Origin of the sequence: Candidatus Proelusimicrobium volucris (assembly GCF_959605025.1) — a bacterium.
Lineage (GTDB): Bacteria > Elusimicrobiota > Elusimicrobia > Elusimicrobiales > Elusimicrobiaceae > Proelusimicrobium > Proelusimicrobium volucris.
The window spans coordinates 23,587-37,646 of record NZ_CAUHCY010000003.1 but is presented as its reverse complement, the minus strand read 5'-3'; the positions used below and the strand labels follow the sequence as shown (position 1 = coordinate 37,646).

The 14,060-nt window shown below is 45.1% G+C and carries 15 protein-coding genes; 10 read left to right on the top strand and 5 right to left on the bottom strand.

Annotated elements, in window-relative coordinates; translation table 11 throughout:
• Positions 1-16: 16 nt before the first annotated feature.
• The 5 genes from fabG to ACQY3M_RS03685 are packed head-to-tail and all read right to left on the bottom strand — an operon-like array spanning position 17 to position 3,708.
• The gene (gene fabG, locus ACQY3M_RS03705; protein ID WP_428066121.1) at positions 17-763 is read right to left on the bottom strand and encodes a 3-oxoacyl-[acyl-carrier-protein] reductase; all 747 of its coding nucleotides are present in this window, start codon (positions 761-763) and stop codon (positions 17-19) included.
• Positions 763-1,788 (bottom strand): phosphate acyltransferase PlsX, encoded by a 1,026-nt coding sequence (gene plsX, locus ACQY3M_RS03700; protein ID WP_428066120.1) that lies wholly within the window; start codon positions 1,786-1,788, stop codon positions 763-765. The genes fabG and plsX overlap by 1 nt, the downstream gene beginning before the upstream one ends.
• Positions 1,789-1,794: 6 nt before the next feature.
• On the bottom strand, positions 1,795-2,004 hold the full coding sequence (rpmF, locus tag ACQY3M_RS03695; RefSeq protein WP_428066119.1) for a 50S ribosomal protein L32: 210 nt from the start codon (positions 2,002-2,004) through the stop codon (positions 1,795-1,797).
• A 38-nt stretch (positions 2,005-2,042) separates the two neighbouring features.
• Entirely contained in the window at positions 2,043-2,531 is a 489-nt protein-coding gene (locus tag ACQY3M_RS03690) for a YceD family protein (protein WP_428066118.1), read from the bottom strand.
• Positions 2,532-2,535: 4 nt separating this feature from the next.
• Positions 2,536-3,708, bottom strand: coding sequence for a S8 family peptidase (locus ACQY3M_RS03685; protein ID WP_428066117.1), 1,173 nt, complete (start codon positions 3,706-3,708; stop codon positions 2,536-2,538).
• Positions 3,709-3,818: 110 nt separating this feature from the next.
• Between ACQY3M_RS03685 and ACQY3M_RS03680 the strand changes: the two genes are divergently transcribed.
• From ACQY3M_RS03680 to uppS, 10 genes are all read left to right on the top strand, one after another.
• Positions 3,819-4,412, top strand: coding sequence for an LA_2272 family surface repeat-containing protein (locus ACQY3M_RS03680; RefSeq protein WP_428066116.1), 594 nt, complete (start codon positions 3,819-3,821; stop codon positions 4,410-4,412).
• Between the two features lie 256 nt (positions 4,413-4,668).
• Complete coding sequence (gene rpsB / locus ACQY3M_RS03675; RefSeq protein ID WP_428066115.1) at positions 4,669-5,703, top strand: 30S ribosomal protein S2; 1,035 nt, start codon at positions 4,669-4,671, stop codon at positions 5,701-5,703.
• A gap of 56 nt (positions 5,704-5,759) precedes the next feature.
• Positions 5,760-6,605 (top strand): translation elongation factor Ts, encoded by an 846-nt coding sequence (gene tsf, locus ACQY3M_RS03670; protein WP_428066114.1) that lies wholly within the window; start codon positions 5,760-5,762, stop codon positions 6,603-6,605.
• A 243-nt stretch (positions 6,606-6,848) separates the two neighbouring features.
• Entirely contained in the window at positions 6,849-7,844 is a 996-nt protein-coding gene (locus ACQY3M_RS03665) for a hypothetical protein (RefSeq protein ID WP_428066113.1), read from the top strand.
• 77 nt (positions 7,845-7,921) lie between these two features.
• Positions 7,922-8,839, top strand: a complete 918-nt coding sequence (locus ACQY3M_RS03660; protein ID WP_428066112.1) for a hypothetical protein — start codon at positions 7,922-7,924, stop codon at positions 8,837-8,839.
• A 78-nt stretch (positions 8,840-8,917) separates the two neighbouring features.
• A complete protein-coding gene (locus ACQY3M_RS03655; RefSeq protein WP_428066111.1) occupies positions 8,918-10,633 on the top strand; it encodes a DUF2207 domain-containing protein in 1,716 nt (571 codons plus the stop codon).
• A gap of 102 nt (positions 10,634-10,735) precedes the next feature.
• On the top strand, positions 10,736-11,437 hold the full coding sequence (gene pyrH / locus ACQY3M_RS03650) for a UMP kinase (RefSeq protein ID WP_428066110.1): 702 nt from the start codon (positions 10,736-10,738) through the stop codon (positions 11,435-11,437).
• A 23-nt stretch (positions 11,438-11,460) separates the two neighbouring features.
• Positions 11,461-12,534, top strand: a complete 1,074-nt coding sequence (locus ACQY3M_RS03645; RefSeq protein WP_428066109.1) for a hypothetical protein — start codon at positions 11,461-11,463, stop codon at positions 12,532-12,534.
• Between the two features lie 24 nt (positions 12,535-12,558).
• The gene (gene frr / locus ACQY3M_RS03640) at positions 12,559-13,122 is read left to right on the top strand and encodes a ribosome recycling factor (protein ID WP_428066108.1); all 564 of its coding nucleotides are present in this window, start codon (positions 12,559-12,561) and stop codon (positions 13,120-13,122) included.
• 246 nt (positions 13,123-13,368) lie between these two features.
• Positions 13,369-14,055 (top strand): polyprenyl diphosphate synthase, encoded by a 687-nt coding sequence (uppS, locus tag ACQY3M_RS03635; protein ID WP_428066107.1) that lies wholly within the window; start codon positions 13,369-13,371, stop codon positions 14,053-14,055.
• The last annotated feature ends 5 nt before the right edge of the window (positions 14,056-14,060 follow it).

Below are 14,060 nucleotides of genomic sequence, written 5' to 3'. Positions count from 1 at the left end.
AAACAGAAAACTTTTATTATATGTATAATCCGCCGTTAACCGCCAATACTTGTCCGGTTATGTAGCCTGCATTTTCTGAGGCTAGAAATACCGCCGCATCGGCGATATCTTTTACTTCTGCAAATCTCTTTAGAGGTATACTCTGCAATATGGCGTCCCGCAGTTCCTCTTTTAATACTTCAGTCATTTCCGTCTTGACAAAGCCCGGCGCTATCGCGTTTACCCTTATATTTCTAGATGCCAATTCCTTCGCCAGAGATTTCGTCAAGCCTATCAGGCCCGCCTTCGACGCGCTGTAATTGGCCTGCGCCGCATTGCCGCTTTGCCCAACTACCGACGACATATTTATTATACTGCCGCTGCGCTGCTTTATCATCTGCTTAACAGCAGCTTTGCTCATTAAAAATGCGCCCTTCAAATTTACAGAAAGCACCGCGTCCCAATCGCTCTCGCTCATTCTCATAAGCAAAGTGTCGCGCGTTATGCCGGCATTATTTACCAATATGTCTATTCTACCAAAATGTTTGATAACCTCTGCTATAAAATTATCGCAATCGCCGCTCTTTGATACATCCGCCGCAAGCGCCAATATCTCGCCGTTAGGATACTTCCCCTGGAGATGTTCTTTGGCCTTGCTTACCCCGCCCTCGCTGGTGCCGCATATCGCAACTTTAGCGCCTTGCGCCAAAAAAGCCTCGGCAATGCCTAAGCCTATGCCCCTGCTCGCACCCGTTATTACGGCTGTCTTTCCATCCAATAACATTATTCTTCTTCCTTTATCTTATCAAACACGGGGCCCAGCGATTTTACCGCCTCGCTTATCACTTTTACCGCGTTGGAGTGAACTAGGCGGCCCGCCACCCTTATCGAATTGTATATCGCCACTTCATTTGATTTGCCGTGGCATATTATCACCGGCCCGTTGACGCCAAGCAAAGGCGCTCCGCCGTAAGTGTCGGGGTTGGTTTCGTTCTTTATCGCCCTAAAAGCCGGTTTCGCCATCAAGGCGCCCAACATCGTCAAAGGCCGTTTCTTTATCTCTTTCTTTATCATCTCGAAAAGAGATTTGGACAATCCTTCCGACAGCTTTAATACTATATTGCCGACAAATCCGTCGCATACAACTACGTCTATCATTCCCGTATGGACGTCCCGGCCTTCTATGTTGCCGTAATAGTTTATACCCAAATTCTTTATGTGCTTGGTTACTTCTTTCACCAACAGGTTTCCTTTACCTTCTTCTTCACCTATCGAAAGAAGCCCAACCAGCGGGCTGGCGACGCCGTATGCTATATTGCTGTATATGCTGCCCATTACCGCAAATTGAAGCAAATTTATCGCTTTGCAATCCGCGTTTGCGCCCGCATCGACCACCAACGAAACACCCCTCTGCGTAGGCATCGGAGAAGCTATCGCAGGCCTGTCTATACCTTTTATACGCCCTAAACCAAACAAGCCGGCCACCATAGTCGCGCCGGAATTTCCGGCCGAGATCATGGCGTCGGCTTTGCCCGTCTTGACTAAATCGGCGCATACCACTATACTGGCATTCTTCTTGCTGCGGCACTCCCGTGCGGGCGAGGCCGCCATATCTATAAATTCCGGCGCGTGTATTATCGATATTTTACTCTCGTCATATTCGCCCGCGGCGTCAAGCTCCCGCTTGATTAAATTGCTGTCGCCGACTAATATCACGTCGAAACCAAAATCCTCAACGGCTTTTAAAGCGCCAAGGACATTTGGTTTCGCGCCGAAATCTCCGCCTAAAGCATCAAGTGCTATACGCATATTCTTTTATTTTGCCGCTTCGGCTTTTTCTTTCTTAGCTTTTACTTCTACCACCGGTTTGCCGTCATAAAATCCGCATTTCGGGCAGATATTGTGGGGCAGTCTCATCTCTCCGCAATTGGTGCACGGTATTACGTTTATCGCTTCCAATTTCGAATTGGCTGATCTCCTCAAATCTCTTCTGGATCTGGTGTGCTTTCTCTTTGGATTTGGCATTTCTTCTTCCTCACTTAAATCGGCGCTTTTTACGCCTTTTACTTTTTTGAAATTTTTTCCTTTAAACAGGCAAACTGCGAAAAACTCGGCTCCTTGCAGTCGCACTGGACCTCGTTCCTGTCGCACCCGCAATACGGACACAAACCCTTGCACTCCTTCGAACACAAATTCTGTATCCCGCCAAGCAGTGCCAGCGTTTGCCTGATTAAATACATTATATCAATTATTTCCGATTTAGTGGAATATAATTGACTAAACTTCTCGTTAAAACTCTTCTCAAATTCCTTCAGACAGCGGGAACATTCCACCTCGCTTTTCCCGCAGACTTCGCCGTTTACCATAATGTCTTTAGACAATACGGAAAAACTAAGCTTCGTTTCTATCCGTTTGATTTTCCCCGCAAATTCCTCGCAGTCCGCAAAGTCAGAAGGATTTAACAAAGCGGAACATTTCAGCCCGCCCATATCGATTATGTCTTTAGTCTTAAATACTAAATCGGAAGGTATTTCGTATTCGCTGTACTTCATATGATTATATTACCTTATCTATCTTTGAAGCGTTAGGCAATCCCAACCCCTGCCATTGCGGCAGCAAATTGGGCTGCGGTTCGCTTATCTTGCCCATTATCTCGCGCACTTTGGCGGGCGAAGGCAAAGAACCGTATTTCTTTTTATACGCTTCCATTATCAAAACAGCCATTCCGCTTATATACGGCGCGGCAAAAGACGTGCCCTGCACCCAACCGTAACTGTTGCCCAAGGCCGGCGCATATATAGCAGAGGCAGGCGCCACAAATGCCACGCCTGCGCCGTAATTGGATCGTTCAAATATCTGCCTCGTCGGTCTGAGCCCGCCCACCGCTATCACAAAATCGTAAGCCGCGGGATAGGCCAATTTTTTGGCGTGGTCGTTGCCAGATGGCGCTACTATCACGATACCGGAATCATACGCCGCCTTTAAAGCCTTATAAACAACTTCATCGTCGCTATCCAAACCGTAGCTTATGTTTATAACGCTTATCGGGTTGCTCTGATGCGTTCTGTTATAGTCCAGTATACGCTGTACGGCCTTACCTATATTTATATTATTAGTATTGCCTTGATTGTCCGTTATCTTATAGACCTTCATCTTTACGCGCGGCGCCACGCCGGAAAATCCGCTCCCTTCCGGCCCGCAGCCGCCCAGTATCCCAGCTATCGCCGTACCGTGGCCATAGGCGTCATAGTCGTAATCAACGCCGGATATGTTTAAAATATCTACCGCTCCTTCGCAAAATTGCTCGTGCTGGACTACACCTGAATCCAATACCGCGGCAACTATACCCGCCCCGGTATACGGAGTATTATCCAAACCCATCGCGCTTATCGCCCAATTCTTAAACTGAGGGTTTGCCTGATCGGCGAAAGAAGGATTATAGCCCCCTCCGCTTACCGTAACTTGATTGTATACGGGGATATTGGAAGACGTCGGTCTGTCATATATATAAATGGTATTGCCGTTTATGGTCGTTTGTCTTACGCCTGGCGCGTTTATTATATTTACGGGGCGCCTGTTCTTTTGGAGTTCTTCCTCCAAATCAGGCTGTTTCTGCTTGGGGAAAGTACCGCGGTTCATATCTTTAAGGCTCCTCTGGGCAAAACAAAAATTAGCGCTTAACGCCAAGAGGGCTAAAACGGCGGCTGTTTTTTTTGATATATCCGTCATAAAATTCAATTTCCCCCTTTAAAGGAAAACAGAAATCAAAACTCGCTTTGACTTTTTGAGTCATAACTTATAATATAATTATAGATTATTCAAGGAGGTAACACAAACTTATGAGAAAGCTGTTAGCGTCTTTTCTCTTACTGGCATCATTGGGATTGGCGGCCTCGGCTCAAAGCCCTGTTAAACTATCCCTTTATGATACCATTGCTTGGCCCAATACAAGCACTACCAATGTATCGCTTGGGTTAATAGACAATAATACGCCAACCGTACACGGATTGGATTGGAACTTCATTTCCGCAAGAGCGGAAGAAATGCATGGTCTGCAAGCGGCATTTGCTTATGCAAGAAGTTATGAAATGCGCGGTTTGCAAACTGCCATTTACACCACGTCAAAAGATGCAATCGGCGTACAATTGGGGCTTTTGAACGTTTCAGATAATTTAACCGGCGTACAATGGGGCTTCGTAAACGTAAACGATATGGAAGCCTTGGGCGCCCAAATCGGCGCGGTGAACTTCGCGCAGAATATGACGGGGTTACAGTTCGGCTTTTATAACCAAAGCCAATACTTTAAAGGATTGCAGTTCGGTTTCGTAAACAATATCACCGTGATAGACAGAGGCCTGCAAATAGGTTTCGTCAACATCATAAAGAACAGCGGTTGGTTCCCCGGAATGATATTCGTAAACGGAAGATTTTAACCCAAAACAAAGAGCCGGCGGAATTTAAAAAGCCGGCTCTTCTTTTTTATAAGTACCTCCCACAGACGCATAATCCGCCTCTACCGCAAAAATAAAAATAAGCCAAGCCTATTTATGGTATAATATCTATAAGCCGGATAAACGAAGCGAAAAAAATCCGTAAATCAAATGCCTCGTTTACGACGCTTTGGCAGCGTGCCGCTATGGATATCCCCTATCCAAATTTTGGCCCGCGCCGACATAAGGAGATAATTAAATGAGCAATATATCAATGAAGGCTATGTTGGAAGCCGGTGTGCACTTTGGCCACCAAACCTCAAGATGGAACCCTAAAATGAGCCGCTATATCTTCGGCGAAAGAAACGGCGTGCATATCTTAGACTTGCAGAAAACCGCGAAAGAATTGAAAAAAGCTTGCGCTTATATTAAAGAGGAAGCCAAGAAAGGTTCTAAATTCTTATTCGTAGGAACAAAAAAACAAGCCCAAGAAGCCATCAAAACCGAAGCGCTGAGAGCGGGCTGCCCTTGCATACACGAAAAATGGCTGGGCGGTACTTTAACCAATTTCCAGACGGTAAGAAAATCAGTGGAAAGAATGGCCGAACTCGAAAAATGGGAAGAAGAAGGCGTACTTAAAGCCATTTCCAAGAAAGAAGCCTCTAGACTGACGAAAGAAATGAACCGCTTAAGAAAACTCCTCAGCGGTATAAGAGATATGAAAACCTTGCCGGACATACTTTTCATCATAGATCCCGTTGATACGCAAGGCGCGGTAAAAGAAGCTAAAATATTGGGCATACCAGTAGTGGCCGTATGCGATACCAATGCCGATCCCGACGATATCACCGTACCGGTACCCGGTAATGATGACGCCGCCAGATCAATAAAGCTCTTCTGCATGGCCGTAGCCGATTCCATAATCGAAGGCAGAAACGAAGCCAACGGCGCAAATGCCGAGCAGAAAGCCGAAGCTGAAGCCGCACAAGAACCCGCCGCAGAAGAAAAACCGGTCGAAAATCCCGTAATGGCAGAAGCCTTGAGCGCCGCCGTTGAAGAAACGAAGAAGGAAGTAGTAGCGGAAGCTGAAGCCATAGTCGCGGAAAAAGCGGAAGAAGCCGAAACTAAAGAAGAAGAAAAAGAAGAAGTAAAAGCGGCGAAGAAGCCCGCAGCCAAGAAAACGACCGCTGCAAAGAAACCGGCCGCCAAAAAGACGACCGTAAAGAAAACCGCCAAAGCCAAAGAAGAAACCAAGGAAGAGGCGGAAAAAACTTCAGAGGAAGCCGCAGCTTAAGTTTTAATTTCTCCGCCCGTCATAGGCGGGCGGAAAGATTTTTAACAGGAGAATTTATGTCAAGTTTGGAAAATATTAAACTTTTAAGAGAAAAAACCGGTGCTGGGCTCGGCGCTTGCAAACAGGCTCTGGCCGAATGCAATAACGACGTTGAAGCCGCAGTAACTTTCCTGCGCAAAAAAGGTTTGGCCGATATGGCTAAACGCGCCGGCCGCGAAACTAAAGAAGGAAGAGTCTCGATTAAAGTATCCGAAGACGGCAATACCGTAGCCATGGCTTATTTGGGCTGCGAAACGGACTTCGTCGCCAAAACGGCAGACTTTATCGGGCTCGTAGACAAAATATCGGAGTATATGCTCCAGAACCCCGACGTTGCCGATTACACCAAAGACGAGAAAATTACGGCTATGATCCACGAACTCGCCCCCAAATTCGGTGAGAATGTTTCCTTCAATAAAGCCGTATGCTGGAAGAAAGGCGAAGGCTGCGGAGTAATCAACTATTACCTGCACTCCGATAACAAAAAAGCCGCTCTGGTTGAACTCGTTTGCGATAAAACCGACGGTTGCTGCGGCAAAAAAGAAGAAGTTAAAGAACTTGCCCGCGCCATCGCTATGCAGGCGGTAGGCATGGTCGCCCAGTACTTGAACGAAAGCGAAGTCCCCGCCGAAGTTATCGAAAAGGAAAAGGATATCGCTATCACTCAAGCCAAAAACGAAGGCAAACCTGAGGCCGCAATCGAAAAGATGCTCCCCGGCAGAATTAAAAAATTCTTTAAAGACGTTTGCTTGCTTGACCAGCCGTCAATAAAGGACAATAAAAAATCTGTACAGGAGATTATCGACGAAGAGAGCAAGAAACTCGGCGTAAACTTGAAAGTTACGAGATTCGTAAGATTCTAATAACCTAACAGACCGAAAAACCCCTTCAAAAAAAGAAGGGGTTTTTTGTTTCTTGCCAGCCCATGGAATTGAGCGAAAAACAATCACGGCTTATTGCGAGAACTTTTCTTGCAAAAAAATCTCAACAATATTAAAATGTGGATATGGGACTGTTTCGCGGAACTTCAAAATAGAACCTTAAATTCAGCCTCTCCGTTTACAACTATAAAAAGTTAAACGATACTCGCTAAGAAGGATAATGTTATGCTTAAAAGGATACTCTCTTTGGCCGTAGCCGTTAATTTTATATGTTCCGCGCCGATTTGCGCGCAAAGCTCTCAACAGGCTGATTATACCCCGCAAGATATAAGATTAAAACTGCAAGAACCTAAAAATATTTTTAAAAGAAACGGATTGTCGGCGGGGCTTTCCGACATATCGCTGGCGATGGCCGCGGGATACTCCTTGAATGCAAACGCCGATATACTTTCCAAAATAAAAACTTTTATAAACGATAAAACTTTGGCCCGCACCAATCCCCCCGCCGCTCTGGCCCAAAAATCAGAACAACTGACAAGAAGTTTTAACAAAGCGGTGAAAGGACAAAGCAATTACGCCGCTTTAAGCAAGGACATCAATCTTCTAAACAAGCAACTGCAGGAATTTGCCGATTATGCCGCGTCCTTCCCTCAAAAAAGAGGATTTTCCTATATCCCGCCGGATTTACACCCAAAGATAAAGCAAACTTTAAATTCCATCCCGGCGAATCTATTAAAAGCCAATCCGGAAATGAAATCTGCCGTAAAATCAATAAACGCGATACTAAAGAAAAGCGCGGAGAAACTTTCTGAAAAGGGCATAGCTTTAGGGCTAATTGCCGTAACAGCTTTGGCTTTGATGCCAAATCAAGTTTCAAATGCCAAAATATCATCTTCAAGAACGCAAATAAAAAGAGCGCTTATCCAAGCTAAAGAAAATGGACCGGAAGCACTAACTTTGACGGCTTTGGCTTTATCGGAATATAACGGGCCTGCGCTATCCGACATCCTTTTTGAAGACGGACAAAAAGGCAATAACCTCTACTTGATAATATCGGCGGAAATAGATTTAATAACTTCGCCAAACACCATAGCGGAAATCAAAAATATTATCAAAGAGGATAAAGCTCAAACTCTTAAAAAAGATTTTATCGATATGCTTGCCAACGCCGAACCGCTGAATATCGAACTTAATTTTGGCGAGGCGGCTACCTCCAGATAATTTTACTATGCCGGAGCTTTATGCCGTTATCATATCGGTTTAAATATTTTAGACATAAACGTTTAGGAGGAGAAATTATGCATAAAAAAATTACGGCTTTATTACTTTCCATTCAGTTCTTGCCATTTAGCGCGTTCTCGCAAAACTTAAGCAGAGCGCAGCAAGCACAAATGCTTTTGGAGAAGCCTTCCATTACATATCAGAGCTTATCGCAAGAGAGCGGGGCCGCACCCTTCACTTTATACGCTATGGCCGCCTCGGCCGGAATGATAAGCCAAATGCCAAAAAGCACTTTGGAACAGGCGACGAACAAAATCCTTGAAATAATGCAGTATCTGCAAAGGCATAATGCCGTTTATGACGCAAATCCCGCACTGAAAAGGAAATTGTCCGAGGCATTCTTTGAACTTAGATCAATGTACACTTATGAATATATGCGAAATCCGCTTAAACACGACGCTCTTCCTTCAATGGTTACAAACGATTTCGTTTTTGTTCTAAAAAAACTTAAATATCCACAAGGCAACGAGGAACTTAAAACTTTAGTAAAGGAATTTGACAATATAGTAAGGCGCAAAAAACCCTCCTCTTCAAAAGCCGGCATAGCCTTAATGCTGGCTGGCGGGATAATAGGCTTAAGCCTCCTGCCGGAGGAAAGCGTTGCGGCAAAAAGCGTCTCAAACGACAGAGCCGTTTTTAAACGCGCCTTACAAGAGGCAAAACAGTCCTCATCAAAACTCTTTGCTCTTACCGCTTTGGAGCTTAGCGGGAGCAATAAAAGGCTCACTGCGGATATTATAGGAGAAAACAACGATTACTTCACTACTCTTAAACGGGAAATAAATTTAATGACTTCGCAAGAAACGGCAAACTCCGTTAAAGAGGCCCTTGCACTTTCAAAGGAAGAGCATCTAAAAAAACAAGAGATAAAAGAGCTGGTAAAAAAGACGGATTGGGACGATTTTAAAAACAAATACTCTTTTAACCCTTACTGAAAAACATACAAAAAAATCCGGCTGAAAAGCCGGATTTTTTCTTGTGGTGCGAGCAGTTTTTATCTTATAATTTAAGCTATGAAAAAATTATTCTTTTCAGTCGTTTTATCGCTTATTGCGGGTTTGTCCTTTTCTCAGGAAAGGATAACTAATTTTGACGTCACCCTCACGCTTAACGAAAAAGCGGAGCTTACCGTTACGGAAAAAATCACCGTCAACGCCGAACACAAAAAAATACGCCGCGGCATATATAGAACAATACCGCTGGAAGCCGACCGCGACATAATCCCCCTCTCTCTATATATGGACGGCGAACCGCACCCTTACTTTACAGAAAGATACAACGGCGATTTGACGATAAACTTCGGCAATGACGATTATATCGCCCGCGGCCCCCACGAGTACACCCTTACTTATATAATGAAAAACGGCGTTATATTCAACGGGAAATACGACGAGATTTATTGGAACGTTACCGGTAATTATTGGCAATTCCCGATAGAGCGCGCCTCTTTTAAATTTATCGCGCCCAAAGGGCTTAAAGTTATTGACAAAGGCATATCCTTATATACAGGCAGATACGGCGAAAAGCAATCCTTGGCGCGAACCGATGGCAATTTATTCTTTTACACCACTTCTATTCTGGGGCCAGGCGAAGGTTTTACCGTAGCCGTTCCTTTTGAAAAGGGCTTCGTCAAAGAGAGCCTGCAAAACAAACTGAAACGATTTGCGCGCAAACATCTGCCTTGGCTGCTTTTTGCCGTATTGCTTATTTATTTTTTGTTTACTTGGTACAAATACGGACGCGATCCGAAATACGACGGCAGAGTCCTTTACGCGCCACCAGAGGGCATTTCTCCAGCCTTTGCGGGTTATTTGCTGGAACGGAAATTTAAGCTGTCATTTTTTGCCGCCGCCTTGGTAAGCCTATGCGGCAAAGAAAAGATAAAAATAACCGGAAGCGGCAAACTAATCGAACTCAAACGCCAAGACAAATACGGCCCCAATCTGCCTAAAGAGGAACTTTTTATTTTAGACACTTTCTTTTCAAGCGACGTCGTCTATATCGGCAAATCATATCAGCCGGAGATAGCCAAATCCGTAAACGCCTTCCGCAATATATTGAAAAGCGACGGACGGCACTTTATAAACAAAAACAATAAATTCGGCATTTTCCCCATTTTGATAATGCTTGCCATGCAGACGGCTTTTGAACCGCAGATAATTTTAATCAATGTCATCTTGACAATGACCGCGTTTTCGATAGGCGTTAAAAATACGCTTCACAGCAATTGGCCGACATTGATAATACTGATTTTCTTCCTGCCGACTATGAATATTCTCTTCAACAGCAAAGAGCTTATCTTTTTATCCTCTATCGCTGGCTATTTGGTATATATGTCCACAATAGACAATACCACAAAAGCGGGGCGGGACTTATATTTAGACTTGCTTGGCTTTAAAAAATATATGGAAACTGCAGAAACACACCGTGCGGAACTTTCCAACCCGGAAGACAAACTAAAAGTATTCGCCGATTATTTGCCTTATGCCTACGCTTTCGGGGTACAGGGCGAGTGGATAAAAAGTTTCACCAAAATGCTCTCTAAAGATATTGTGGAAGAGAAACTTATGCATTACGGCGGCCGCCCGGTTATAACAGGCTCGATTTTGTCTAGGGGATTGGCGCGCACGTCGATAAAACCGTCATCAAAATCATCAGGCAGAGGAGGAAGCTTCGGCGGAGGATTTTCCGGCGGCGGCTTTGGCGGAGGTGGCGGCGGCGGACGATAACAATCCGTTTCCCCCAAAATATCGGCGATATTATTATGTCCGCCCCAATAAAATTTTGTATTATAGAAAAAACTATTCAATAATGTTCGGAGAGGTACGCTTATGCCCAAAAGGATATTGCTCAAACTATCTGGGGAGGCGCTCGCGCAGCAAGGCGAACGCGGCATCGACCCCAAAGCGCTAAAAGACATCGCGCAGGAAATCAAATCCGCTTTAAAGACAAAATGCCAGCTCGCCATAGTAATAGGCGGCGGCAATATTTGGCGCGGAGTGCGCGACGGCGGCGGGATAATAAACAGAGTAAATTCCGACAATATGGGCATGATGGCTACTATAATAAACTCTTTGGCGCTGCAATCTGCTCTTGAGGACGCCGGCGTTCCCACGCGCGTGCTGACCTCTATAAACGTCTATCAGTTGGCCGAACCTTTCATAAGACGCAAAGCCATAAGGCATTTGGAAAAGGGCAGAGTTGTTATTTTTGCCGGCGGGACGGGCAATCCGTTCTTTACCACGGATTCTGCCGCCGCTCTGAGAGCTTCGGAAATTAAGGCGGATTTGGTGCTTAAAGCGACGCAAGTTGACGGCGTTTACGACAGCGACCCCAAAAAGAACCCCAAAGCCAAGCTGATTAAAGAAATAACCTACGAAGACGCCATAAAGAAAGGCCTAAAATTTATGGATACGGCAGCTTTGGCGCTTTGTTTAGAAAACAAATTCCCGCTTTGCGTATTTAATCTCCATAAGAAAGGCAATATCAAGCTGGCGGTATCGGGCAAGAAAATAGGAACGACGATTTACTAATTAAATTTCCGGAAGGAGTTTATATGCAAGAATTATTTTCCCCCCATCATTTCATTTGGATAATACCGCTGGGCTGCTTTGCTCTGTTCATAATAGCGGCCACCTGTTATTTCCTAAGAAGGGAAATAGCCTCTTTTTTCAGGAAGATGTTTTTCCCCGATACAAATCGTTACATTCTTCCCGCGAGCATAATATCAAACGTAAACACCGATAAAGTGCAAGGGCCGCTCACCCCCGAGAAAATAGAAGCCATAATAGCCGCCGAAGAGCAAAAAGACTTAGCAAAACTCCCCACTTGCCCAACGCCGAAGCCTTCGGAAAAACCGGCCAAGAAGAAAAACACTTTCCTAAGGAGGTTTGAAACCAATTTCCGCTGGCATTTTAGACATATAAAACACGCTTTCGGCAAATGGTTCGCCGAATTTGCCGGTACGGAAGATTCACCTTCAAAGGCTTCGAAAGTCGAAGACTCTACGGTAAAAGTCATGGCTGAGCGGGCGGAAAATATTCCCTCCCTGCTGCCCCCGCAAAAAGAGGGGCCATCATCCTTACCCAAACAAGAGGAACCGAAGGAAGATAAAAACAGAGAGCAGATATCCGCCCAGGAAGAAGTAAAAGAAGAAACAAAACCCGAAGTCAAAACCGAATCCGTACAAGAAACCCCGTCCGAAAAGCAGGATACCCACTCGCCTAAACCGGAAGAACCAGCAGTCATCGCCGAGGTTTCACAAAAGCCGCAAGAAAACACGCCAGCCACTCCGCAAGAGGAGCGTCAATCCAAAGCAATAGAAGAAATACCCGTCGCGGCGGCAGGTTTTAAAGAGCGCGGAACATCTTTTGAAAAATCGCCGCGCAAGAACTTCTGGAACGATTTTATGAGCGACAGGACCGCCATTATCATTGCTCTGCTGATATTGGCCGGATTTGCGATATTTTTGGGCGCCCGCGTTAAGCTGCTGGGCAGTATAATAATGCGTCAGCGCGTTGAAATGCGCAATATGCAAAAGCAGATAGAAATGCTGCGCTATGAACAAAGCGGCTTTAAAATAGTAATACACGAAAGGGCAATATTACCCCAAAAAAGATATAATAGATAAAAATAAACTCATGAGGTAGAATTTATGGAAGGTATCAGCGAACTTTTAACGAAAACCAAAAACAATATGACGGCGGTAGCCGAGAAATTCAAACAGGATTTGGGAACTTTAAGGACGGGCCGTGCCAACCCGCAGATGATAGAAAACGTACGCGTGGAATATTACGGCGTTCCGACTCCGCTCAAGCAAATGGCGATGTTAAACGTTTCCGACGCCAGAACTTTGGAGATACAGCCTTGGGACGTAAGCGCGATAAAAGAGATAGAGAAAGCACTTCAGCAGGCTGATTTGGGCGTAACGCCGATGAACGACGGCAAACTTATCAGGATAACCTTCCCCCCCATGACGGAAGACCGCCGCAAGATGTTAAGCAAAACCATATCCAAAATGAGCGAGGACTATAAAGTCAGCGTACGCAACGAACGCCGCGACGCGATAGAAAAAGTAAAGAAAGCGCAGAAAGCGGGCGAGGTTACGGAAGACGATCTTAAAAGATACGAAGCCGACATACAGAAAGCGACCGACGCCTCCGTCGCTTTGATAGAAAAGATTACGGCGGAAAAAGAAAAAGAGATAATGACAATCTAAAGCAATAGCATTACCAAAGCCCTCGCATAAAGCGAGGGCTTTTTTATTTGCCTTAAATTGCACTTATCCTTTTTTTCGACAAGAAAATACTGCCCCAGAAAATACACTAAAGCCTGCCCATACAGAAAATTCCGCCTAGCCAACAGCATTAAACCCAAACATAATTGGAAGTTAAGAGAATCTCCAGAAGCAAAAATTTGGAAAAGAATTGTTTTTCTTTAGGGAAATAAAAGGTAAAATAATTTTATGGCGGAAAAGAAAAATATACCCACGCACATCGCATTCATAATGGACGGCAACGGCCGCTGGGCGCAAAATAAAAACCTGCCCAAAGCCAAAGGGCACGAGGAAGGTGCTCGCTCCGTGCAAGCCGTGGTAAACGCCGCCCTAAAAACGGGCGTAAAATACATAACGCTTTACGCCTTCTCTACGGAGAACTGGAAACGTTCCAAAACGGAAATATCCGCCTTGATGAAGTTGCTGTCAAAAACGCTGGACAAGTTTATTAAAGAAGACGACCCGAAAGTAAAAATCATTTTCAGCGGCAGGCGCGAACCTCTGCCGCAAGACATTCTTGCAAAAATGGATAAAGCGGCGCAAATAAAGAAGGATAATCCAGCTTTGGTGCTCAATCTTGCAATAAATTACGGTGCCCGGCAAGAGATAACCGACGCCGTAAATAAACTTATCGACTCCGGCAAAAAAGAGATCACGCAGCAAGAAATTTCCGACGCTTTATACAACAATCTGCCGGAGCCCGATCTTATAGTAAGAACTTCGGGCGAACAGCGCCTTTCCAATTTTCTTTTGTGGCAGGCCGCATACAGCGAGTTCTATTTTACCCCCGTTTTATGGCCCGACTTTAAGGAAGAACATTTCATACAAGCCGTAGAGGAATACGGCCGCCGCCAACGCAGATTCGGCGGTCGCTGAATATT

Excerpts from the sequence above, each read along its gene's own strand:
- ACQY3M_RS03690 (WP_428066118.1), bottom strand. The coding sequence starts at position 2,531 with ATGAAGTACAGCGAATACGAAATACCTTCCGATTTAGTATTTAAGACT.
- uppS (WP_428066107.1), top strand. The coding sequence starts at position 13,369 with ATGGCGGAAAAGAAAAATATACCCACGCACATCGCATTCATAATGGAC.
- ACQY3M_RS03665 (WP_428066113.1), top strand. The coding sequence starts at position 6,849 with ATGCTTAAAAGGATACTCTCTTTGGCCGTAGCCGTTAATTTTATATGT.
- ACQY3M_RS03660 (WP_428066112.1), top strand. The coding sequence starts at position 7,922 with ATGCATAAAAAAATTACGGCTTTATTACTTTCCATTCAGTTCTTGCCA.
- frr (WP_428066108.1), top strand. The coding sequence starts at position 12,559 with ATGGAAGGTATCAGCGAACTTTTAACGAAAACCAAAAACAATATGACG.
- ACQY3M_RS03645 (WP_428066109.1), top strand. The coding sequence starts at position 11,461 with ATGCAAGAATTATTTTCCCCCCATCATTTCATTTGGATAATACCGCTG.
- fabG (WP_428066121.1), bottom strand. The coding sequence starts at position 763 with ATGTTATTGGATGGAAAGACAGCCGTAATAACGGGTGCGAGCAGGGGC.
- rpmF (WP_428066119.1), bottom strand. The coding sequence starts at position 2,004 with ATGCCAAATCCAAAGAGAAAGCACACCAGATCCAGAAGAGATTTGAGG.
- rpsB (WP_428066115.1), top strand. The coding sequence starts at position 4,669 with ATGAGCAATATATCAATGAAGGCTATGTTGGAAGCCGGTGTGCACTTT.
- ACQY3M_RS03655 (WP_428066111.1), top strand. The coding sequence starts at position 8,918 with ATGAAAAAATTATTCTTTTCAGTCGTTTTATCGCTTATTGCGGGTTTG.
- plsX (WP_428066120.1), bottom strand. The coding sequence starts at position 1,788 with ATGCGTATAGCACTTGATGCTTTAGGCGGAGATTTCGGCGCGAAACCA.
- ACQY3M_RS03685 (WP_428066117.1), bottom strand. The coding sequence starts at position 3,708 with ATGACGGATATATCAAAAAAAACAGCCGCCGTTTTAGCCCTCTTGGCG.
- pyrH (WP_428066110.1), top strand. The coding sequence starts at position 10,736 with ATGCCCAAAAGGATATTGCTCAAACTATCTGGGGAGGCGCTCGCGCAG.
- ACQY3M_RS03680 (WP_428066116.1), top strand. The coding sequence starts at position 3,819 with ATGAGAAAGCTGTTAGCGTCTTTTCTCTTACTGGCATCATTGGGATTG.
- tsf (WP_428066114.1), top strand. The coding sequence starts at position 5,760 with ATGTCAAGTTTGGAAAATATTAAACTTTTAAGAGAAAAAACCGGTGCT.